This is a genomic window from Flagellimonas sp. 389 (genome assembly GCF_018449435.1).
In the GTDB taxonomy this organism is placed as follows: Bacteria; Bacteroidota; Bacteroidia; order Flavobacteriales; family Flavobacteriaceae; genus Flagellimonas.
On record NZ_JAHCMU010000025.1, the window covers coordinates 17,445 to 40,268 of the forward strand.

At 38.0% G+C, this 22,824-nt stretch carries 25 protein-coding genes; 15 read left to right on the top strand and 10 right to left on the bottom strand.

The genetic code is table 11. From position 1 onward, the window contains the following. Positions 1 to 2: 2 nt before the first annotated feature. Positions 3 to 1,475, bottom strand: a complete 1,473-nt coding sequence (gene cls, locus KIM67_RS17830) for a cardiolipin synthase (RefSeq protein WP_250149315.1) — start codon at positions 1,473 to 1,475, stop codon at positions 3 to 5. A gap of 33 nt (positions 1,476 to 1,508) precedes the next feature. Here cls and KIM67_RS17835 point away from each other — a divergent pair, with 33 nt between their 5' ends. From KIM67_RS17835 to KIM67_RS17845, 3 genes are read left to right on the top strand one after another with little or no spacing between them, the layout of a single operon-like run. After that, entirely contained in the window at positions 1,509 to 1,958 is a 450-nt protein-coding gene (locus KIM67_RS17835) for a hypothetical protein (protein ID WP_213832914.1), read from the top strand. A 9-nt stretch (positions 1,959 to 1,967) separates the two neighbouring features. Further along, positions 1,968 to 3,500: a DUF748 domain-containing protein gene (locus tag KIM67_RS17840; RefSeq protein ID WP_213832915.1), complete on the top strand. Its 1,533-nt coding sequence runs from the start codon at positions 1,968 to 1,970 to the stop codon at positions 3,498 to 3,500. Positions 3,501 to 3,504: 4 nt separating this feature from the next. Then, positions 3,505 to 4,590 carry a DUF748 domain-containing protein gene (locus KIM67_RS17845; RefSeq protein ID WP_213832916.1) on the top strand — a complete coding sequence of 362 codons (1,086 nt, stop codon included), beginning with the start codon at positions 3,505 to 3,507 and terminating at the stop codon, positions 4,588 to 4,590. Positions 4,591 to 4,766: 176 nt separating this feature from the next. On the opposite strand, the gene KIM67_RS17850 is transcribed toward KIM67_RS17845, so the two are convergent. After that, positions 4,767 to 4,964 (bottom strand): hypothetical protein, encoded by a 198-nt coding sequence (locus tag KIM67_RS17850; RefSeq protein ID WP_213832917.1) that lies wholly within the window; start codon positions 4,962 to 4,964, stop codon positions 4,767 to 4,769. Positions 4,965 to 4,982: 18 nt separating this feature from the next. Beyond that, positions 4,983 to 5,147 (bottom strand): DUF1328 domain-containing protein, encoded by a 165-nt coding sequence (locus KIM67_RS17855; protein ID WP_213832918.1) that lies wholly within the window; start codon positions 5,145 to 5,147, stop codon positions 4,983 to 4,985. 193 nt (positions 5,148 to 5,340) lie between these two features. Between KIM67_RS17855 and KIM67_RS17860 the strand changes: the two genes are divergently transcribed. Both KIM67_RS17860 and KIM67_RS17865 read left to right on the top strand, forming a co-directional pair. Then, positions 5,341 to 6,381, top strand: a complete 1,041-nt coding sequence (locus KIM67_RS17860; protein ID WP_213832919.1) for an AraC family transcriptional regulator — start codon at positions 5,341 to 5,343, stop codon at positions 6,379 to 6,381. Between the two features lie 133 nt (positions 6,382 to 6,514). Next, positions 6,515 to 7,543 (top strand): AraC family transcriptional regulator, encoded by a 1,029-nt coding sequence (locus tag KIM67_RS17865; RefSeq protein WP_213832920.1) that lies wholly within the window; start codon positions 6,515 to 6,517, stop codon positions 7,541 to 7,543. Here the strand turns inward: KIM67_RS17865 and KIM67_RS17870 are convergent. Then, positions 7,540 to 8,250, bottom strand: coding sequence for an SOS response-associated peptidase family protein (locus KIM67_RS17870; protein WP_213832921.1), 711 nt, complete (start codon positions 8,248 to 8,250; stop codon positions 7,540 to 7,542). The genes KIM67_RS17865 and KIM67_RS17870 overlap by 4 nt on opposite strands. Before the next feature lie 218 nt (positions 8,251 to 8,468). On the opposite strand from KIM67_RS17870, the gene KIM67_RS17875 reads away from it, so the two are divergent. Next, the gene (locus KIM67_RS17875; protein ID WP_213832922.1) at positions 8,469 to 9,503 is read left to right on the top strand and encodes an AraC family transcriptional regulator; all 1,035 of its coding nucleotides are present in this window, start codon (positions 8,469 to 8,471) and stop codon (positions 9,501 to 9,503) included. Between the two features lie 20 nt (positions 9,504 to 9,523). Here KIM67_RS17875 and KIM67_RS17880 read toward each other — a convergent pair whose 3' ends face one another. Continuing rightward, the gene (locus tag KIM67_RS17880) at positions 9,524 to 9,787 is read right to left on the bottom strand and encodes a hypothetical protein (RefSeq protein ID WP_213832923.1); all 264 of its coding nucleotides are present in this window, start codon (positions 9,785 to 9,787) and stop codon (positions 9,524 to 9,526) included. A 314-nt stretch (positions 9,788 to 10,101) separates the two neighbouring features. Between KIM67_RS17880 and KIM67_RS17885 the strand changes: the two genes are divergently transcribed. Further along, positions 10,102 to 10,314, top strand: coding sequence for a DUF2945 domain-containing protein (locus KIM67_RS17885; protein WP_213832924.1), 213 nt, complete (start codon positions 10,102 to 10,104; stop codon positions 10,312 to 10,314). A gap of 69 nt (positions 10,315 to 10,383) precedes the next feature. Here KIM67_RS17885 and KIM67_RS17890 read toward each other — a convergent pair whose 3' ends face one another. Next, positions 10,384 to 11,262, bottom strand: a complete 879-nt coding sequence (locus tag KIM67_RS17890) for a mechanosensitive ion channel family protein (RefSeq protein WP_213832925.1) — start codon at positions 11,260 to 11,262, stop codon at positions 10,384 to 10,386. Positions 11,263 to 11,362: 100 nt separating this feature from the next. After that, positions 11,363 to 11,941 carry a hypothetical protein gene (locus tag KIM67_RS17895; RefSeq protein WP_213832926.1) on the bottom strand — a complete coding sequence of 193 codons (579 nt, stop codon included), beginning with the start codon at positions 11,939 to 11,941 and terminating at the stop codon, positions 11,363 to 11,365. Between the two features lie 167 nt (positions 11,942 to 12,108). On the opposite strand from KIM67_RS17895, the gene KIM67_RS17900 reads away from it, so the two are divergent. The 4 genes from KIM67_RS17900 to KIM67_RS17915 all read left to right on the top strand — a co-directional run bounded on the left by KIM67_RS17900 (position 12,109) and on the right by KIM67_RS17915 (position 15,175). Beyond that, a complete protein-coding gene (locus tag KIM67_RS17900; RefSeq protein WP_213832927.1) occupies positions 12,109 to 12,816 on the top strand; it encodes a flavodoxin family protein in 708 nt (235 codons plus the stop codon). Further along, on the top strand, positions 12,817 to 13,416 hold the full coding sequence (locus KIM67_RS17905; protein WP_213832928.1) for a DUF2652 domain-containing protein: 600 nt from the start codon (positions 12,817 to 12,819) through the stop codon (positions 13,414 to 13,416). Between the two features lie 116 nt (positions 13,417 to 13,532). Continuing rightward, on the top strand, positions 13,533 to 14,003 hold the full coding sequence (locus KIM67_RS17910; protein ID WP_213832929.1) for a hypothetical protein: 471 nt from the start codon (positions 13,533 to 13,535) through the stop codon (positions 14,001 to 14,003). A gap of 134 nt (positions 14,004 to 14,137) precedes the next feature. Continuing rightward, positions 14,138 to 15,175 (top strand): helix-turn-helix transcriptional regulator, encoded by a 1,038-nt coding sequence (locus KIM67_RS17915; protein ID WP_213832930.1) that lies wholly within the window; start codon positions 14,138 to 14,140, stop codon positions 15,173 to 15,175. A gap of 6 nt (positions 15,176 to 15,181) precedes the next feature. On the opposite strand, the gene KIM67_RS17920 is transcribed toward KIM67_RS17915, so the two are convergent. Genes KIM67_RS17920 through KIM67_RS17930 form a run of 3 tightly spaced genes read right to left on the bottom strand, consistent with a single transcriptional unit; the run spans position 15,182 to position 16,063 of the window. Next, positions 15,182 to 15,388 (bottom strand): DUF6327 family protein, encoded by a 207-nt coding sequence (locus tag KIM67_RS17920; RefSeq protein ID WP_213832931.1) that lies wholly within the window; start codon positions 15,386 to 15,388, stop codon positions 15,182 to 15,184. Further along, positions 15,381 to 15,734 (bottom strand): hypothetical protein, encoded by a 354-nt coding sequence (locus KIM67_RS17925; RefSeq protein ID WP_213832932.1) that lies wholly within the window; start codon positions 15,732 to 15,734, stop codon positions 15,381 to 15,383. The genes KIM67_RS17920 and KIM67_RS17925 overlap by 8 nt, the downstream gene beginning before the upstream one ends. Continuing rightward, positions 15,731 to 16,063, bottom strand: coding sequence for a YtxH domain-containing protein (locus KIM67_RS17930; RefSeq protein ID WP_213832933.1), 333 nt, complete (start codon positions 16,061 to 16,063; stop codon positions 15,731 to 15,733). Before KIM67_RS17930 ends, KIM67_RS17925 begins: the two co-directional genes overlap by 4 nt. A 167-nt stretch (positions 16,064 to 16,230) precedes the next feature. On the opposite strand from KIM67_RS17930, the gene KIM67_RS17935 reads away from it, so the two are divergent. The 4 genes from KIM67_RS17935 (at position 16,231) to KIM67_RS17950 (ending at position 22,066) form a co-directional block, all read left to right on the top strand. Continuing rightward, positions 16,231 to 16,395, top strand: a complete 165-nt coding sequence (locus KIM67_RS17935; RefSeq protein WP_213832934.1) for a hypothetical protein — start codon at positions 16,231 to 16,233, stop codon at positions 16,393 to 16,395. A gap of 59 nt (positions 16,396 to 16,454) precedes the next feature. Then, positions 16,455 to 20,171: a ShlB/FhaC/HecB family hemolysin secretion/activation protein gene (locus KIM67_RS17940; protein ID WP_213832935.1), complete on the top strand. Its 3,717-nt coding sequence runs from the start codon at positions 16,455 to 16,457 to the stop codon at positions 20,169 to 20,171. A gap of 10 nt (positions 20,172 to 20,181) precedes the next feature. After that, entirely contained in the window at positions 20,182 to 21,393 is a 1,212-nt protein-coding gene (locus KIM67_RS17945; protein WP_213832936.1) for a Pycsar system effector family protein, read from the top strand. Positions 21,394 to 21,517: 124 nt separating this feature from the next. Continuing rightward, entirely contained in the window at positions 21,518 to 22,066 is a 549-nt protein-coding gene (locus KIM67_RS17950; protein WP_250149316.1) for a lipid-binding SYLF domain-containing protein, read from the top strand. Positions 22,067 to 22,824: the final 758 nt, after the last annotated feature.

Here is a 22,824-nt window from a genome sequence, read left to right on the forward strand (position 1 = left end):
TTTTAAAGAAGTGGCTTAAAGAATTTTGAGATTCCTTCCAAAAATTTTTCCCATTTTGGTCTTTTAAGAAAGGTATCAAGTTTTAGTTCTTGGCTCTGTTCGCAAAGCGATTCAAATTCTTTGCTAAGATTTATACTGATTGTATTGTCGTAGATAAGAACATTGGTTTCGTAGTTGTGTTCAAAACTTCGATTATCAAAATTGCCCGAACCCACTGATGCCATGGTTCCATCAACAAGCATAATCTTACTGTGCGAAAAATCTTTTCTTAAAAAAATACGGACACCCACGGCCAATAAATCTTCGAACTGCGAGAACATGGCGTATCGGGCTGCCAAGGAATCGGACTTTTCTGGAATGAGCAATTTCACTTCAATCTTACTCTGCACCGCAATTTTTAGTGCTTCTAAAAAAGGTTGGCCTGGTAAAAAATATGGATTTACGATATGGATATATTTTTTTGCGCCGCCTATCATGGCGATGTACTGCTGCATGATGACCGGTTGTTCAGAATCCGGCCCCCCTGCAACAACTTGCGCCTTGACATTGCCCATCGGTTTTGGATCTCTCATAAAACGTGTGGGATCAAAACTGTCTTTGGAACTGGCAAAAAAGTAGTCTTTCAATAAGATGAGATGAATGTCGTGTACAATAGGTCCATGGAGCTGAAGATGTGCGTCTTTCCACCTTCCGAGTTCGGTGTCTGAATCTATGTAGTTGTCAGAAATATTTACGCCTCCGGTAAAGGCAACTTTGCCGTCAACGACTACAATCTTTCTGTGGTTTCTAAAATTGAGTGAGAACAGTAAATTTCCAAACCTGATAGGCATTACGGGCAGTGTCATGACTCCTATGCTTTCAAATTTTTTCTTCAATTTACCTCGAAACCTATAACTGCCAAAAGAATCATACAATACTAAGATTTTGACACCCTGTTCAATCTTCTTTTTAAAAACATCGAAAAGTCTATCCAACAGCTTACCAGGCTCTATGCTGTAATATTGAATATGAATGAAATCTTTAGCGCTTTCCAATGCTTTGAACAAGTCCCCAAAGGTAGCTTCGCCATCGTGTAGCACATCCACCTGGTTTTCCCCCAGGACACTCGTATATGAACTATTGCTTACAAGACTGCTTATTTTTTGATACTGTATGTTATTATCAAAATTGATGCGAAAGGCATTCATCTCCTTTGACGCATCTTGTTTGAAGGCTTTTCTTTTTGCAGTCTGTTTGTGTGAAAAGAATTTAAACTTTCTCCTATTGACCCCGAAGAGATAGAAGAGTATGGGGCCGGCAAATGGCAGCACGATAACCGCCAACACCCAACTTATGGATTTTGTGGGGCGTCTTCCATAATATATGATGACCAAGATAGTGTACACCGTGATCAACACATAAAAAATTTGAAATAGCGAATACCAATTTACCACCATGATACGGACAAAGTTAAATGTCATTGATAAGGTAGGCAATAAATATAGGCTTTACGACAGTAAACAATTTAAATGAGTCAATATAATCAGATAGGGCTATGTAATTTGCCAGAAAAAATTATGGGAATACTTTCTACAAGTGACGACCTTATACGGGTATATTTGAATTCGGAAAAAATGAATGACCGTGAGGCATTGAACTATCTAAAGGCTAATGAGAAGCATATTTTGGTTATTGATACGGCTCTGCAAGACGTATCAGAACTGTATTGGCATGAGATATTAAAAAATTTGGACAATGACCTTTCTCAAATCTTGGACCAAACACATCAAGTATTAGAGGAAAATGAGGTTAAGGACTATACAATAGAGGACTGGGTAACCATTATAAAGCAAAATCCAGAAATCATGATGGGAATTGTTGTGGTCGGAAAAAAGAACACCAAACATTTCAAGACTCCAAAAGAAGTTGTTGAGCATATAGCAGGTAGAGCTGATAGTACCTATCAAAAACGAAGTTAATGTACCGTTTTGAGTAAGGGTAGACTGTACACATACAAAAAGATATTTCTAGGTGCTTTAGTGGTACTCATAGGTTTACTCGTCTTGTTTTGGGTAATTACGGCAATTTTAGAACGGAATCTCAATCAATTTATCGATAAAATAGACGGATATGAAATTACCGTGACCGATCTACAAATACGACCTTTGACCCGGGCCATATACTTCAAGGGTGTTGAAGTGGAGCGTTCGGATGCCCAAACATTTCACCTCTACATCGATGAAATCGATATTGTACATTTCAGTCTTTTTGAACTTTGTTTTTCCAATACCATTGAAATGGAAAAACTGTTGGTGCGTGGGCCAGTGTTGAAGGGGCTTCCAAATCATTCGGGGACAATAGCAAAAAATGCCAACAAAAACCAGCGATTGATTATACATGAGCTTGATATTGGGAATGGCAGTTGTTCTTTTCAAAGTAAGATAGAAAAAGACAGCTTGCGTTTTGAATTGAAGCGCACCGTCATTACAGATATAACTTGGTCACCTACTGAGAAATTGGACTGGTCCAAATGGAACCTTAAGCAATTGGATGTTGAACAGCTCTATATACCTCTGAACGATTTTGAGCAATTATATACGGAACGAATTTGGCTTGATGAAAACGTGCTGTCAGGTGAAAAACTCAAAATCAAAACAAAATTTGATAAAAACCAACTGTCACGTTTGATTACTGTTGAACGTGATCATATTGACTTTGTAGTGCATCGATTTAAATTGAACAACTTAGCGCTAGAAAGAACAGCTGAAAAATATGAAGTTAGGGTAGGGCATGGTGTTTTTGAAGACTTTGATTTGCACGTGTACCGTGATAAAACGGTAGCGGACGATTTAAGACGAAAGCCTTTCTACGGTGAAATGTTACGGAACTTGCCCTTTGACTTTAATATTCAAGAGTTGGCCATGGACAACGGCAGTGTTTCATATACCGAAAAGGTAGATGAAGAAATCCGGTCAGAAGATATTATCTTTAATGAGCTCAACCTCAATATATTGAATTTGAATAACGGCAACAACGGAGAGATACGAACCCAAGTACGTTCAAATATTATGGATGAAGGTGCGCTGGAGTTTTCGTACACCTTTAACCCAAGTGATTTGCATGAAGCATTTTTATTGAAGGGGAGTATTGTCAATTTTGATGCCAGTGCCGTAAATCCATTTTTAAGGACCAGTCTTCAATCGAAGACCAAAGGGCAAATCGAACAGATGTATTTTACCATAGACGGCCATCAGAATAAGGCAAGTACCGAACTCAAGGTAGCTTACGAAGATTTTGAATTTACCGTGTTAAAAAAAGACTTGCTCCGTATCAATAAAGTATTGACATTTCTTGGTAATCTTGTGGTCAATGATGGCTCAAATAGCGATGCAGATGGTTATCGTTATGGTTATGCCCAAACTGAGCCCGAAAGCTCCAAATCATTTCTTAATTATTTATGGAGTTGTTTAAAAGAAGGAATTTTGGATGCCATCACGGGCAGTGGTAAAAAGAAAACGTAATGACATGAACATCAAACGAACATTGAAAAAGAAAAGAATATGGGTGCCAGTTGCAATCATAGTTTTATTGGTAGTGGTGCGGATAGCATTGCCCTATGTGGTAAAGAACTATGTGAACAGAGTTCTGGCCGATATTCCAGGCTACTATGGCAAAGTACAGGATATTGATATCGCCTTAATTCGTGGGGCTTACGTTATTGAGGGATTGGCACTGAACAGGGTAGATGCAGAAAGCACCGTTCCTTTTTTAGATTTTGAAAAGACCGATATTTCAATCGAATGGGGTGCTTTGTTCAAGGGCCATATTGTAAGTGAAATTGAGATGACCGAACCAAAGTTCTACTACGTTTTTGAAGATCAACAACAAGTTGAACAGAATCCGGATTACGACGACTGGACAAAGGCGTTGACCGATTTGGTCCCCATCGACATCAACAACTTAAAGATAATAAATGGCAAAGCGGCTTTTTTACAGCTGAATGCCGAGCCAAACATTGATTTACACTTCAGTGAAATCAATCTGTCAGCGAACAATTTGCGAAATGTTGTACAAAAAAGTCTGAACCTGCCATCTGAAATTAAAGCTACGGCTGTTTCAATTGGTGGAGGGAATGTGTCACTTTCAGGCAAAATGGATTTGGTAAAAAAAATACCCGACATGGATATAAGCTTTAAGTTGGAACAGGCCAATGCCACCGCCATGAACGATTTTACCAAGCATTATGCGAAGTTGGATTTTGATAGCGGTTCCTTCAACCTATATAGTGAGGTTGCTATCGCAAATGGATTTTTAACCGGATATGTAAAGCCAATTTTAAAGGATGCAAAGCTTATTGGTGAGGATGATGGGTTTTTGAGCGTTTTGTGGGAAGGTTTTGTGGGCTTTTTTAAGTTTATCTTGAAAAACAAATCAAAGAATACTCTAGCCACAAATGTCCCCATTGAAGGTGATTTGAACAATGTTAAAGGTAAAGTATGGCCTACAATTTTTAATACTGTTAGAAATGGTTGGGTTAAGGCGTTTGAAAACCAAGTTGATGGTAAAGTGGATTTTGAAGATGCAGTTAAAGGCAGTGAAGAAATTGAATAATTAAATTAACTAAGGTAGTTGCGGTAAATACCAAAGCCTATGATACACAACATGGTGATGAGTATGAACAACAAATATTTACCATATTGTAATGCTTCTTTTATTTTAATATGTGGTTTGTATTCTTTCATGAAAAAACCCTGACTTGGGGCCAGGGCTAATTTTTCTTTCCCTTTTTAATGGTCGTCTGTTTCACCATCAAGTTCTTCCTTTACATCCTTTGCGGCATCTTCTACTTCTTCTCCCGCTTCCTCAAGACCGTCTTCTACCTCTTCGATGGCATCTTCAGCTTTTTCCTCTTTGGTCTCCCGACAGTTGATTACAGTCAGCAGTGACATTATCAACAAAGAAAATAATATAATTGATTTTTTCATTTTGTACGTGTTATTTAGTTATAGTATTTTTTTTCTTCCTCTAATCAGTGAGATTATGAATAGTACAACAAAAATGAAGAATAGTATTTTAGCTATTCCAGCGGCACCAGCTGCAATTCCACCAAAGCCGAATAGAGCAGCTATCAATGCCAAAATTATAAACGTAATAGTCCAACGTAACATATCATTAAGTTTTAAGGTTCTGTCCGATCAACTCTTAATCAGTACATTACAAATGTAGTGGTAAGCAAGCCTGTAACTTGCCGCAAAACATTTAGTTCTTGACTCAATACCCTTTTAAATTCAGAACTATAGTAAATTGATGTACGAGGTATATGTTAAAAAGGTATATTTATAGGATTTTTCAAAACCAACGATGATACGGAAAATTAGTATTGCGGCTAACAGTTCAGAGGGCTTTTTGAAAAAGGTGGCCCAAGAGCTGGATTTAGGACTTACCAAGGACAATCGGGAGTTTTCCATCAATCTTTCAGAGGATCTGGGGCATGGTTATATGAAAGCATATGGTTTTGATCATGGAATATCGGTGTTTGAAGTGGATTGCACATTGACCAAGGAAATACATTTGGTGTTTGAAAAAGCAGTCGTTAGACCACTTTTAATGGTATTCAACCGTGAGGAGGAAATTTTTGTCTCAGGAAAAAATACAGGAAACCGTACCATAAACCATTTAGATAGTTTTATGGGCTCTGAAGGAATGCAGAAAAAGTTTGAGCTTATTCTTAAAGCAAAAGTGCCTACCTGTTTTTTTGCCTTGGTCATTGACCGAAAACAATTTGAGGAAAAGATAGACGGGTTTTTAAACGAGATGCATCCTTCATTGGTTGAAATCTTTAGGGATGTCAACGGAGTCAACCATTTTTATACCCAAGGTTATTACAGTCTTGACATTGCAAAGTATATTGAAGAGTTCACAACTACGGAGCTTACAGAGTTTATGCGTTACGTATTCTTAGAGGGTAAGGTCTATGAGATATTGACACACTATTTGAAACAATATCTAGATGATCTCGAAGATCCAGATAACCGAAAGATTTTGCGTCAACAGACCGTAAACAAGATTGAAGAGGCCAGTAATATCATCAGGGAGGAAATTGAACTGTTGGGAAGTATCATTTCTTTGGCAAAGCGCGTAGGGCTCAATCAAAATACCTTACAAGAGGGCTTCAAACAACTTTATAAAAAATCAGTTAACCAATATATCCGGGAAGTGCGGTTAGAGAAAGCCAAGGAATTGTTGGAATCCTCAGATTTGAACATTACGGAGATCACCTATAACATTGGAATCAATTCCCGAAGTTATTTTTCTAAAATCTTTAAACAGCAATTCGGTGTTTCCCCCAAAGACTATATTCTCAAACACAGAAAAAAAGGAAATCGCGACAAGACCGCATAAAACCAATCAATTTTCTTAAATCATTAACAATTTAACTACCCCAAGTGCCCTTTTTTGTTACTTTAAGTTTCAATAGTGTTAAACAAAAAAAGCACTTTCCAATTTCTTTGTAGCCAGTTTTTGAAAAGGCTATATGCAAGAGATTAAGATTAAAAATTATACATCGGACAACTTTTTTAAAGAACTCAACTCTTATTTAAGAGGAACCATAGAAGAAAAATGGGGCGAGCATATATTGACATTTTCCAATACTATTGGCAGTGGCACCATTAAGATGATAGATTTTGACTGGGGAGTCAAGCTGATAGACTTTGATGTCAACTTCAACAAAGACATTAAGCTGACACATGATACTGGAAATGAAACCCCAATAGAGTTTATCTTTATTTCTGAGGGTAATTTGCGGTACATGCAAGATGTTGAATCAGAAGAGGTTTATCTTGAACGGTACCAGAATATCATTATTTCACCCAAGATGCGTTCAAAGAAAACATTTGTTTTTCCAAAAAAAGTGAACGTTCGGGTAAATTTTATACAAGTTTCCAAAAAACAGTATGCTAAAAAGAAAAACAACAATTTAGATTATTTGAACGATGTGCTGTCTTCCGTATTTAAAGAAGAAACCTATAACCTGCCATACAGCCATTATGGTAATTTCAATCTTGAAATTGAAGACCATTTAAAAAAGATTCGTTCGCTGGACGGTCAGGGTGCAGTACGCACATTGAACATTGAGGGTCGTCTTAATATTATTTTGGCCATGCAGATTTTGGAACAACATAAATTTGAGAATAATAGCACCTTGCCCGAATCGTTGACCAAAGCAAACATTAAGAAATTGCATCAACTGGCAGGTTATGTTCTTGATAATATTGCCGAGCCTTTGACCATTGCAGCTCTTACATCGGAATCTGGGCTAAGTGCTAAGAAACTACAGAGCGGTTTCAAAATGTTGTACGGCAAAACAGTCAACGAGTATATCAAAAATTTAAAGCTTGAGATTTCCAGGGATTATTTAAAAAACACGGAGTATTCGGTATCTGAAATAGTCTACAGGGTAGGTATTAAAAGCAGGAGCTATTTTTCAAAGATTTTTTCTGAGCATTATGGCGTACTCCCTACTGAATATAGAGCCCAACTCAAGGGTAAGCTCAAATCCTAGCGCTCCATACCCCTAGATAGGTCATCGTAATGGACAGGTTGTAGAATAGTATCGTAAAGAATATTGTTTTTAAAGAATTCGCCAGCTATTGGATTGGCCTTTAGCTCTAGCCTAGGTGGGTTTTTGATTATATTTTCTATAGTTTTTAAAGTTGTTGAACTATCAAGCCACTCCCTGGCGATACTTTCAGGAATAATCAATGGTTGAACCTTGTCAAGGTTATGAAAGCTGGCAAGATAGTCATCCATTTTTGTGGTGATGATTCCGGTGCTCAAAAACCCATCCTCGAGTTGGGTATAAATACTGGCGAGGTAAAAAGGTTCTTCGTTTTTCAGGCACACATAGTAGGGGTATATTTCTCCATTTCGTAGAAAATAACAAAAATAGCCCGTTGCAATAGTAAGCCCTCGTGCTTGCTGCAACAAGTTTTCGGTCCAAATAGGACCTTTGAGGTCTTCTAAATCAAAGTTTAAGGTGTTACCGGCATTTTGAAAGATTTGCCAACTTTCCTTATATCTATTGGGCATCAACCCCCAAATGGCATAATCAATCACATCGGGGTTTTCCATCGTACAAATGGACACGGTAGATTCAACAAGACCGTCAATTACCAATTGCGGTTGGTACAGATTGGGATATTTGAAAAAAGATTCAAACTTTTCTTCAATTATAGATTTTTCAGCAGCATTTGAAAGTTTATAGACCATCTTCCTAGTTTTCTTGATGCAATTAACGACCAAATCAAAAAACAGATTAGCTCAAAAAAAAGTATTTGTAACACGTTCAAAATTAATTGTTTACTTATTTCATAAAAAAAATCATTAATCACCGCAAAACGTTAAACATTTCATTGATACTGTTAATGGTCGGTTTGGGAATGCCCTAATTTTGATTGGTTTTTAACCGTAAACAGAAATAATAGCTGATGGAAACAAAGAGAAGGCGTGCGAAAAGGGAACTGCAAAAAATTGCAGGGCACATTGAAGGGGAGTTGGTCAAGGAAAAGGATATTTATCAGCTCACCCTGGATGAAGGTCAAGGAGCTGTTAAATGTATCAATTTCGATGATGGATTGTTCATCATAGAATATGATGTAAATCTGGATCGTGATGTTTATATTCCTTTGGTATCTGAAGATGATAAGTCAATATACTTTCTGTATTGTTTGGAAGGAAATTGTTTTTATGCGACACAGCGCAATAATCATTTTGTAAAACTTAATGAACTTCAGACGGCTATTATTAATATTTCTGGAGGGTTTTCAGGTGGGTTGGTGTTGAAGGCAAGGTCGAGTGTATCATTGAACTGCTTGCGGGTAGACGTTGATACCTACTTCAAAAAACATGACAAGAATACTACTGTTATTGCACAACGATTTAAGAATTTTTTGAATGAATTGAATAAAAAAAGCCATCTGGTGCACATTGGTAAGTTGAATCTTGAGTTGGCAGATTATGTAAAAAAATTGAGCAAGGCCCGATATGCCGACAATCTATCTGAAATGCTTTATTTTGAAGGACTCTGTATACTTATATTGGCAAGTCATATCGAACAATATAAAAGTAAGAGTGACGGTAACATAAATCCTACCAAACTGATTAAGCGCGAATTGGTCCAAATTATGAAAACGGCGGAATATATACAGAACAATACAGAACAACAGTTCACCATAACCAACCTTTGTGTTAAATCTTCATTATCGGCGGCAAAACTGCAAGAGGGCTTCAAGTTTTTGTACCAGCGTACAGTTTCAGATTATATCAGGAATACCAGATTGGAAAAAGCCGAAGAATTATTGCGAAGTACTGATATGAATATTTCTGAGGTCGTATATGCTGTAGGGTTGACCAGTAGAAGCTATTTCTGTAAAATCTTCAAACAGAAATTCAAATGTAGCCCCCGTGATTTTAAGACAAAGAATAATGTTGGATTGATACCACATAAACTGAATGAGCTATAGCTCCCAAAAGTTGTCACATATCAGTTGTACATCGGATTCCGCAATTTGAACTGTTCCATACGCTTTTTGAAATCAATGCTATCTATTGATTTCACCTCTTTTTCCAATATGTTTTCGTCCATTGGTATTGTAATGATCGCTTGATTCTTATCACAATGGATTTTTCTTTGAGATACTTTTTTATTACTGGTTACAGTTATGTGTTTTGGCGTCAATAATATTACGTAGAGAGAGCACAGCCCAAAACCCAGACCAATTCCTATTAAAAAACTTACAACCTCCATGTTTTTTTCTTCAAAATTAATTTCAACGATTCATCCCACTTGACGCATACGGATTTAAAAAGAATGCAATCGATTTAGGTTTGGCGTTGCAATAATATTGAGGATTTAAAATTGCTCTAGCTATAAAGCTACAATAGGATACTATAATCGCGATGAAGGACATTATTAAATGGATTGCATTCAAACAATTGTTTTAAAAAATAAATCTTGCAGTAGGTAAAAATCCATTTTAAATAGTTAATTGATTATCCCCAAAAGAAACCTCTCGCCACACTTCACATAAATATAGTGCGAGAGGTTTTAATTTTATTAGCATGATACGAAAAGGAACATCGGTCAAATGGAAATGGGGCAACGGTTATGCCTCAGGTAAGGTTATTGAGACCCACAACTCAAAAGTTTCAAAAACCATAAAGGGCAGCGAGGTGGTTCGTAATGGCGAAGAAGGTAACAAAGCCCTTTACATCGCACAAGAGGGTGGTGACCATGTTTTAAAATTGGAAAGCGAAGTAGAGCGCCAAAAATAGTGCGTTTTCCGTCATTTAGTGCCCATTAGGCTAAAAGCCTCATTTGGACTACTATTATGTAATTGAAATTTATTCATAGTTTTCTATCTTTAATGGCTTAGGCATATGCAAGGTTCGAATAGGGAAGGGAATTTCAATATTGTTCTTGTCAAAAACAGCCTTAATCTTGATCATGGCTTCTGTCTTGGCCTTGGCAACTTCAAGTGCTGAAGTGGAATTAATCCAGAACCGGGTTTCAAAATTAATGGAACTATCGCCAAACTCACGATAAAGAAAAAGGATATCGTCTTTTTTCTCCACTGCCTCAAAGTTTTCTACAATGGTCTTTTTGACTAAGTTCCGCACATGCTCCAAATCAGAATCATAAGCCACACCACATTTTAAAATAACCCTAGATTGGGCAGTTTTTGAATAATTCTTAATTGGGTTCTCAATCACCATTTTATTGGGTATAAAAACCAGGTTGTTATCGATTTGTTTGATAGTGACCACCCTTAGGTCAATATCGACCACTTCGCCTTCATAGTCATTGGTCTCTATCCAATCACCGAACTTTATTTGCTTAACATATGAAAGTAGGATGCCCGAATATGTATTGGCAAGCGCACCCTGTAAGGCTAAACCCACTGCAAGGCCTGCAACCCCAGCACCTGCCAAAATGGTATTTAATGCCTTACCTAGATTTAAAATACCAAGAACTAAAAATAGACCGATCAAAATAGTGGCAATGGCCACTATTTTTGAAAGCAATTGTTTCATACTTTCTTGCAATGATGTTCTATTGGCAAGTTTATAGGCAATTTTCTTAACATATCGTGAAATCAATATGGCGATTACAAAGACGAGAATGGCCAGAATAATATTCGGAAGGTTAACAACGAAGGTGTTAAGCCATCCGTCCAATTTGTTCCACATATCTGATAGTGCATTTTCAAATTCGTTTTTCATGGTGTTATTATTATGAATATGTATTTTCTGTGTATTACAAAATGGCCCCTATTTGAGTAGGGGCCATTTCAAAAAACCAAACAAACCAACCGATCTATGATTACTGATAGATTACAGTATAGCCATCAATTTTGTTTTTCAATTCTTCCATACTCTTTACGTACTTATACCTCATGTTAAAAACACGGTCAGGTCTCTCACCGACGATATAATATTTTACGTTAAGGTCAGGTGCATTCAAGGTAACTTGGTCAGAGATACGCATTTTTTTGTCGCTAATGGCTGTCTCTGTTTTCTCAAGTTTTGATATAACATAAAGATTGTTCTCTTTCGCCCAGATTTCTTCAATATCAATTTCATGCTCAAAATCAGATACTTCAGCCTCAACCACAATGGTCTGTTCTTCTGCATTTCCATATTTGTCATCTGGCATGTCGATATCGATGTAGGGCACTTCAACTTCCTCTTCTTCCATTACAATAACCACTTTCGGTATCTCCACGGTTTTTGTGGTGGTGCCAATATTGACATCTGCCCAGGCAATGTCATATTCTGGTAGTTCTCCAGCTTCGGTTTCTACATCAATATCAACAGTAGGCAGTTCACCCTCTTTTTTCTTCTCAATGTTGCAAGCAAACAATAAGCTGGCAACACCCAATACACATATTATTTTTTTCATGTCTCTATATTTTTTGTTTGATGCAAAACTAATGGGGTAACTGTCAAAATATGTGCTTGAACCATGTAATCATTATCGCAAATGATCATTAGTAAATGAGATAATTATTAATTCGAAAAAGTCAAGGTCTGAGATAGTTTTTTAACATTTTTACCCTTAAAAATAGTATGGAAAAACAATTCTCTGAACTAAAGGCATTGTATATCAACTGTACCTTGAAGAAAAGTTCAAAACAAAGCCATACTGAAGGACTGATGCAGGTTTCCATGGATATCATGCAGAAAGAAGGTGTTGATGTGGATTACTTACGATTGGTCGATTATGAGATTCCTCCTGGATTGATACCGGATATGACAGAAGAAGATTTTAAAAAAGACGATTGGCCCACCCTTTACGAAAAGGTGAAAAAGGCCGATATTTTACTTGTTGGTACGCCTATTTGGTTGGGCGAACGCTCATCAATTGCCACAAGGTTGATTGAACGCTTATACGGTATGAGTGCCAAAACCAATGAAAAAGGACAATATAATTATTACGGTAAAGTAGGCGGATGTATCGTTACTGGAAACGAAGATGGTATAAAGCACTGTGCAATGGGCATTTTATATGCGCTACAGCATTTGGGATACAGTATACCTCCACAGGCTGATAGTGGATGGATAGGTGAGGCAGGTCCCGGACCCAGTTATCTTGATGAGTCTTCGAATGCAAAGAACAATGAGTTTACCAACCGAAACACTACCTTTATGACCTATAACCTATTGCATTTGGCCAGAATGTTAAAAACCAATGATGGTTATCCGGCCTACGGCAATTCAAGGGATGAATGGGATGATGGCACCCGTTGGAACTTTGAAAATCCCGAATATAGATAGATGAAAGCAGAACCGACATTGATTTGCATACCCGATATTAGCGGATTTACCGAGTTCATGAGTGATGTGGATTTCGAGTTGACCTCAAAAGTCATTCCCTCATTGTTGAACAAGGTAATATATTCCAACACCATAAATTTGAAAGTATCCGAAATTGAGGGTGACGCCGTGCTTTTCTATCGTCATGGTGAACTTCCGAGTATATCGGAACTGATTTCGCAATGCAAACGCTTCTATATCAAATTCTACGAACAACTTACTACATTGAAGGCAAATTATGGTGCCCATGAAAGTGCGCACAAAATACCCGATATCTTAGGCCTCAAAATAGTTTTACACTACGGCGATGAGATAACATCGGCACAAGTGGGCAATCGTATCAAATTATTGGGCGAAGACATTATAGTAGCCCATCGACTTTTAAAAAATAGCATAAAAGAGGATGAGTATCTGTTAATAAGTGATGCCTTGGTCGAACAATATCATAAAAAGAAAATGAATAATGAGTTCGACTGGGCCGTTTTGAAACAGGGCAGTACTTACTATGAACATTTAGGAGAACTCAAATATCAATACATACCCCTTTCCCCGTTGGTCTAGCATATTTTCTTCAAATCAGTCAAGTATTATTGCATTTAAACAAATCTTATCCGTAAGCTCAGGCTATTTTTGTACTGTATTTAATAACAGATATTTATAACATAAAAATAATCAGGATGAAAAGTTTAAAAAAAGTATTGATGCTGACGGCCTTTGTGGCCACAACAGCTGGTTTTGCACAAATGAGCAAAAACGGAAAAATGAATACCTCTACGTCCACGACGACCAATATTACGATTCAAGGTAAAGAATATCCCGTCGAGGTCATGGCTTATGAGAACCGTAACTATGAAATGAAGTTTGATAAAGCTGATAAGGGAAAGGTAGACCAAGATAGAACTTCTGCTGTAGCCAAGGTGACCAAATTGATTCATTTAAAGAGTGATAATGACAAATTGAACGATCAGTTTATCGTCTTACGCTACGATAGGCAGGTAACGGACACTTTCAAGGTTCACCCAATAGGGAATGGGTTTGAAGTTACGGTAGATGACAATGCGGTGCGCTATGTGTTCAACGAAGGAAAGTACCATGTGGATACTGCTGACAATGATTTTTTCATTGTGGAAGAATTTTCAGCACAATAAATAGCCCTTATTTTTTGATTTAAAAGTCCACTTTGTTAAGAGGACTTTTTTTGTTTAAAAAAGTTCATTCCAAATTGAACAAATTTGTAATTTTAATGCACGTTTGTATAAATTCATTAAATCTAAATTTGGGTATGATTACGATTAGAATAGATGCAAAAGATACCGCAGGGACTGTAGCACAGATACAACAGGAACTCGGTGGGCAAATTATTGAGAGATGGGGAGAATACACGCTTTCCATTGATAATGATTTGGCAAAAGGAAATATCAAATTCATAACCTTTGATTGGGGTGTTTCTCTTTTGGAATATGACCTGACTTTTTTTGATGAGGTAACTTTGATCATGGATGCCTCGCAATTCAATCCCATTCATTTTGCGTATTGCATGGAAGGGTATTGTGGGCACAAATTTGGGTACCAAAGTGATGAGGAAATTCGCATTTTGGAACAGTTTCAATCGGTCATTATCACCAGCAGGGATGGTGGATACAACTATGGATACTTTCCGAAAGACATTAAGTTGCGAATCAATGTCATCCAAATCAGCCGAAAACCGTTTATCAGAAAGCGTTTGAACCACGGGGAAGAATTAAACAAGCAGCTGTACCGTGTTTTTCTGGATACAGATCATGAAAAGGTGTTTTCCTATTTTGGGACATACAACCTAAAACTGGCAGATAGGATAGGGGCCATTAGCAAGGTAAAAGGAAAGGGAATGATACGGATTATGCAGATTCAAGGCCTGATCTACCAAATTTTATCCATGCACATGCTGCAACATAATAGAGAAGTCAATAACAAGCCATTGCCCACAACCTTGTTAAAAAGGGAATTGAAACTGATTCGGGATTGCGCGAAAAAAATTGAGAAGAATATCTCAACCAATTATACGCTCGAATCAATATCGTTGGAGACTGGATTGACCCAAGCCAAATTGCAGGAAGGTTTCAAACTGTTGTACAGTCAAACAGTTACCGAATTTATAAGAAATGCTAGGCTAGAGGTAGCACGTGACATGATAAGTAATACCGAATTAAGTATTTCTGAAATAGTATATTCCATCGGTTTCAGTAGCCGAAGTTATTTCTCTAAAATTTTTAAAGAGAAATATGGTATAAGCCCAAGCGAATTTAAAAAGAACAAGATGTTGCTTTCGGCTGTCGCCTAAAATTTTTTACTTGAAAATCTTTTTAAAAAGGTAGGCAACGATTATTTTTTTGAAGGGGCCAATTACCTTGCTCACTAAATTGAGTGGTTGCACGGCTTCGTGGAAATTTTCTTTGTTGCTACGAATCATTTCATAACTGATCTCTTTTTTAAGGCGAAGTATCTTCAACTCTTGACGTATATCGTTCAGTGATATAAATTCATTGTTAGTCATCGTTCAAAATGGTTTTGGAAAGCCTGGTAATGATCATGCGCTCAATTTTTTTTCTAGATAAAAATACAAGAAATAGGGCAAAGAAATAGAAGAGTCCAACGAGCAAAAAACCTAAAGATAGGCTCCCAAAAACCTCACCCATGAAAAGTGCAAGGGAAATGGATAATAGCAAGACCATGGCCAACCCCATCTCGGTCATTATCCCTATTTGAACAGTACTTGTACTGAGTTCAGCAGTATGCAGAAACAGCTTTAGTTTATAATACTCCCAAGAATTTTTTGCATATTCTTGGGAGTTGTCCAATGAGGCCGAGGTCAGCTCACTTATGTTTTTTATCGTACTCATGAACTGGTTCTCAGTTTTCTGTTTTTAGCCTTCAAATCTTTCAACTTGCTTTCCAATGCCGTGATAACGTCTTCGGTTTTGTAACTGGCAGAAGTTAACATGGTATCCATTTGCTGTTCTAGAGATTCTTTTTTACCTGAAATTATTTCAGCAACCTGTTCTTTGATTTCAGTTGATTTAGTACCAACATCATCAATCAAGGCATTTGACTGATCTTTCAGTTTCTTTCTCGTGTTCGTGCCCTTATCCGGGGCAAATAAAATCCCGACCACCGCGCCGATCGCCGTGCCCGCAAGTATTCCTAAAATTGTATTACTGCTATCGCTCATAATTTTTGTTTTTTACAAAATTAAGGCTATGGTTCTGTGACCATTAGCGCTATCTCTATAAATATTAACTGAAATCAAAATATCAAATGCGTTAAACATAAAATCGTTTACACAAGCCATACAGAGACTATTCAAATAACTTGCTGCACAACTTAAAAAGAGAAATTATGAAACAGGGAGAAGAAAAAACTCAATTTATAAAAGAAGAAGAAAATGAAACGAGAAAGTACATCTTTCAAAAAAATACAAAAACAAAAACCGCCTTCTATTTTGTGCTCACAGTATTGATACTGCTGGCTCTTGTGGTCTCTATCACTGGATTTGAATTGTAATCGGGTTGGGTGCGCAAACCAAAGAAAATTGATTATCAACAGTATTTAAATCAATATAAATGCAATCAAACAAGTTCTTACGCTTAACATATTACATAGTTTCTTTAAGTTTTCCGATACTACTTCAATGGGGTTGTGCAAGCACAAAAGAACAGTTCAATATTCCATTGGCCACTGAAACTGAGCAAAAAAAACCTGCCCACACTTTCTTTATCGCAGGTGGTGCGGGAAACGGAGATGTTCCACCCAAAGTAATTGGATTATTGCGCGATCAGTTGAAAAATGCGGATGCACAAAGTACCTTACTATTTACCGGTGACAATGTAACGACCCAACCAGAGCAGTGGAAAGAGGATAAGGCATTGTTGGACGTTCACTATAAATTGGGTACGGAATTCGCCGGAAATACAATTTTGCTTCCGGGAAACAATGAGTGGAAAACAAAAAACAGCAACCATGTGGAGCGGATCGAAGATTTTTTGAAGGATAAGGATTCAGATCGCTTTAAGTTCTTTCCAGAGAATGCTTGTCCCATAGAGCACCATGTGATCAACGACCAACTTGACCTTATCTTAATAGATTCAAAATGGTTTATCAACAACTGGTCGCGTGTTATTGACGTGAACAAAAAATGTACTGACATCGTCACCAGAAGGCGATTTGTTGAAGAATTGGAGGGTTATATCAATGACGGCCAAGACAAGAATATAGTAATTGCAATGCACCATCCAGTTTTCAGTAACGGGCCTTATGCGGGTAAAGAGACTTTTGCGGACCATTTGCGTCCTTTCCCCATCTATGGAACGTTCAAGCAGAGCGTGATGGGCTTGGGAGCTTTCGACCCTGATCATTTGAACAGCAGACGTTACAATTATCTGCGGGTCACAGTGAGCGCACTTGCGCAAAAATCAAATCGAATAACCCTGGTATCAGGCCACGAAGAAAATTTACAGTATTTGAGCGGAGGTGGCATGCATCAGTTGGTCAGTGGCTCATTGGGCAGTAACTCGGCCACCAACCTTTCAAAAGAAAAGATTACCGCCATCGGCGGCTCTTTTGCCTTTGAAGGAAGATACACTCATGGTACCAAGGGTTTCATCAAGTTGGAGTATTATGAAGATGGTAGCTCAAAAGCTACTTTTTATGGAGAGGACATCGATGAAAATGGTGTCGTAGTAGATATATTGCCAAGACTAAAAAGTGACATTCTAGATCAATCATATCCCCATATAGAGCAAAAATCAACGGAGGATGTAGTATTGACAGACCGTAAGGCGTACGATAAAACCGGTTTTTACAAATTTCTTTGGGGTGACCGGTACCGAAACTATTTCGGAAAATCGGTAACAGCCCCGGTAGCTTATTTAGATACACTGTATGGAGGACTAAAAGTGGTCAAAGAGGGTGGAGGGCACCAATCCTTCTCTCTGCGTTTGGAAGACAAAAATGGAAAGCAGTATGCCATGCGTTCCCTCAGAAAAAATGCCTTGAAATTCCTTCAGTTCAAATTACCGGGCATTGCCTACAATCAAGAGGATTATAAAGATACGTGGACTGAAAAGGTCATCTCGGATTTTTTTACTACTGCCCACCCTTATATGCAATTGACCATAAATCCTTTGGCAAAGGCTGTTGGTGTGAACCACTCCGATACTCAATTGTACTATGTACCCAAACAAGAAGCATTGGGCCAGCATAATGATGATTTTGGGGATGAGTTATATTTTGTAGAAAGAAGGCCTTCGGATGAGCAGCTAAACTATAAGGGATACCGTAGAACAATTGACAGTAAGGGAAAGATACAAGATTTTGAAAGTACCACCGATATGCTTGAAAAAGTCAAGAGCGATGAGTCGTACACCATTGACCAACGTAACTTTATAAGGGCCCGAATATTTGATATGTTGATTGGTGATTGGGACAGGCATCAAGACCAATGGCGGTGGATCGAGTATGAAGGCAAGGATGGAGAAACAGAATTTATGCCCATACCACGGGACCGGGACAATGCGTTTCCGAGATTCGACGGCTTCGCGCTAAAGTTGGTCAAGTTGTTCGTGCCCAACACGCGCATGTGGCAAAGCTATGGACCTGAGATCAAAGATGTCAACAATCTCAATAGATCGGGCAATAAGTTGGACAGGGCGCTGCTCACTTCCTTTGGAACAGAAGCTTGGCGTGAAGAGGCCCAATATATTCAAAAGACCCTTTCTGACAACGAGATTGACCGTGCCTTTGAAAGATTGCCCGAAGAAGTGACCGACGATACATCGCATTATATCAAAAATAGTTTGAAGGCCAGATTAAAGAAACTAGATGCCCATGCGGTGGCCTACGCCGAATATCTGAATAGGGTCGTGGTTATTAGGGGTACTGAGAAAGATGACCTTTTTGAAGTGAAACACCTGCCCGAAGGTAAGACCAGGATAACGGTCAAACGCTTATTCTCCGATAAAAAAAATGAATTAATATATGACCGTACATTCGATAAAAAGCTTACCAAAGAAATTTGGATCTATGGTCTTGGGGACGATGACAACTTTAAGATTTTTGGTGATGGGCAGAAGTCTATTCGTCTTAAGATAATAGGAGGATATGGAGATGACACCTATGAAATTACCAACAAGAAACGTTTAAAAGTATACGATTGGGAACATGAAAAAACAACCTTTACAGAAAAAGAGCCGAGAACGCAATTAAGCGATATATACAGAACCAATACATACCACTGGCGATACTTTGTGCCCAACAACAACATATTGGCCCCTGTACTAGGCTTTAGAACCGACGACGGACTGTTCGCAGGTTTAAAAGAAACCTATGTAAAGAACGGCGTCAATGGTAATCCCTTTGTTCAAAAACATCAATTGGGTGCCAACTATTACTTTGGATTTCAAGCGATTGAACTGCAATACAAAGGTATATTCGGAAATATTTTTCCTAAATGGAACTTAGAGATAGAAGGTTATTATACCAGCGACCGATATGCCAAAAACTTTTTCGGTACAGGTAATGAAACCGTAAACAATGAGGATACGCTCGACCGTGATTTCTATAGGGCCAGAATGCGCCAGTTGAAGGCTAGTGTTGGTCTTGCATTTTACAGTCTGAAGGTGCGGGGACTCTTTGAATCGTTTCGTGTCAATGAAAATGACCAACGCCTCTTTAACCAATCTAATTTTCAACCCGAATTGTTTAAAAACCAGAATTATATTGGTGCTGAGCTTAGTGGTGACTACGACCGCACCAATGCCAACGATTTTCCTACCAAAGCATTGTACTTTGGTTTTGCCGCCGGATATAAGCAAAGTGTCGATTTAGAAAACATCAAGTTTGGTTACGCTTTGCTTCGTTTGGGCTTTGACCATAAGCTAATTCCTTCGGGTGATTTGGTATTCGGTACGATGGCCGAGGCCAAGACCAACATAGGTAACAATGATTACTTCTTTTATCATGCACCCTCTTTGGGCGGTGATAATGGATTGAGGGGCTTTCGTGACGAGCGCTTTACGGGTAATTCGTATTTCTACCAAAGTTCAGACCTGAAACTGCGTCTAAAGCGGTATATCACTGCGGTCTCTCCGGTAACCGTTGGTCTTTACGGCGGATTCGACTATGGTCGTGTTTGGGCCGAAAATGACCCATCGGACAAATGGCATACCTCTCAGGGCGGTGGATTTTGGATAAGTAGCCTTCAAGCCCTTAAATTTAATATCGGTTATTTCAACTCTCGCGAAAGCAATCTTGTTCAAGTGGGATTTGGGCTAACTTTTTAATAATATACTTATGAGCAATAGAATAGAAAAAGCCAAAGAACACATAAAACAATTATACGAAGCCTCGAACAACGACATGTTGTTGTTACACAACTGGAGCTTCAAACAACGGTTGCTGTCAAATGCCAAAGAACTATTTGAGGCATCCGAAATAAAAAAGGAAGAGCAAGAGATGGTTATTTTGGTCATCTTGTTCATGGATATCCATCTTTTAAAAAACGATTTGGATATTTATGCTACGTTAGACCAGTTCCGTCTTTTTATCGATTCAGACGAATATTCCAAAGAGCAGCTAGATACCATGGAGCAGCTGTTACTGTTCACCTCCAACGGCAATTTACCGAATACCGAACTGGAACAATTGGTCAGTGATGTGCGCTACTCGTTTTTGGCCGATAAAGATTACAGGACCATGGCAGAGCTATGGCGAGAAGAACTTCAGTTTTTGAACGATGAGGACATTGAGATAAAAGAATGGCGACAACACCAGTTACAATTGTTTAGAACACAACATCGCTATTATACCGCCTACGCCGTCGGGAATTGGGACCCTAAAAAGAAGAAAAACCTAAAGAAATTGGTTAAGGCCAAAAAAAAGGGGAAGAGATTGGTCAGAAAAGAAAAAATAAAGGCAAAGTTTAAGGATAAGATTGTGGATCGCGGGGTTCAAACGCTGTATAGGGTAACTCTTCGAAATCATATTAAACTAAGCGATATTGCCGATACCAAGGCGAATATATTGCTCTCAGTAAATGCTATTATTATTTCGTTGGCCTTGGCCAATCTGATTCCAAAGCTTGATAATCCTTCCAACCAATATTTGATATATCCGACCTTTATATTCATTGTATTCTGTGTTGTGTCGATGGTGATGTCGATTATGGCAACACGACCGAATGTGACCAGTGGTGAGTTCACCAAAGAAGATGTGAAAAACAAGAAAGTCAATCTCCTGTTTTTCGGAAACTTTCATAAAATGGAACTCAGCAATTATGAATGGGCTATGGACCAACTGATCATGGACCGTGACTATATTTACAAATCACTTACCAAAGACCTTTATTATTTGGGCATTGTGCTCGAACGGAAATATCGTTTGTTGCGTTGGACCTACACTGTATTTATGATTGGTATGATTGTTTCGGTCATCACGTTCTCCATCTCCTTAAAGTTTTTTGGGCCAGATAGGGTACTTCCTGTCGAAGGACTCATTGGTCAATAATTTAAAGGCATTTTGAATGCAGTTAAACTTAGTTTGAAATGAAACAACCTTTTAGAAACCAGCAAAGTATTTTTGGTTTAATAAAACGGGATAGCCCTGTTATTTGAACATAATACAACAAGAAATGAAAAAGAGATTTAAAAATGCCGCTGTTTTTCTTTTTGCCGCTTTGGTAGGGACAACATACGCGCAAAGTGACAAGACGGAGAAACTTATGACGGACGCCCAAGAGGCAAAAAAAGCTTTAATCGAAGCAGATTCTGGATTGAATACATTCTTTAACAATTCAGCAGGATATGTGATTTTTCCAAATGTGGGCAAAGGTGGTTTGATTGTCGGGGGAGCCTCCGGTAATGGAGTTCTTTATGAAAATGGAATAGCAGTAGGTACAGCTGGTCTTAAGAAATTGAATATAGGATTGCAGGCAGGTGGTCAATCGATAATCGAGGTGATTTTCTTTGAAACCGAAGGTGATATAAAGACCTTTAAAGAAGAGGATTTCTCCTTCGCAGCGGAAGCATCAGCAGTAGCAGTTAAATCGGGTATTGCTGTAAATGCAAAGTACAAAGATGGAGTTGCCGTCTTTGCATTGCCAAAAGCTGGATTGATGGCTAATGCTTCAGTTGGAGGGCAAAAGTTTTCATATGACGATTTTGAGGCCAACGACAAATAAGAAATCAATATAGAGTTAGGAAAAGGACAGTCTATTGACTGTCCTTTTTTATTTGAATGATATCTCTAACCAAAATATCAAACCATATCGCTTGATACGATTTTCCAAAAAACAGAAAACCTCGCCGAAAATACTGGCGGGGTTATAATTCCATTAAATAATTTGTGACCTGAACCTAAATCCTAGACCCTAGTAAATATCACTATCCTGCAGCTGTCCACATATCAATGATGACGATTTGTGAACCACATTTAATATTTTTTGTCGAAAGAACTTTCAGATTGTAAAGATAATTTTAATATTAGAATAATAAGTATATCCTAAATGATAAGTCATTCCGATAAACAGTCATTCTTGTGGAAACAAATCACCGTTAGTTCTATGGCTAAAGCACTTTTCATTTTTTATTCTCTAGTTAAAGGTTAAAACCCTGCAATTCACTGCAGTTACTTTAATTTCTATAAAAATATTTTATGTTTGTGTGGTGTCAGGTTGTGTAACCAGGTTATGGGACTTGAACCCATCTTTTAAAAACATAATAAACAAGGGCTTTTTGGCCTATCAAAGATTTTTGTTCACCGAATAGGTTACTCCATCTAATAAAACAAGGTTCGATTCCTTACACTAACCGCAAAGAAGTACAAATGTTAGTATTGGAGTGAATGTTTAATTAAGATTTTTATTGTCCCGAAAAACGTTGGTGGCTGTTGCAGAACTCCTATAATTGTCAATTTTTGCTTTAACCAATGTGCGGAAAT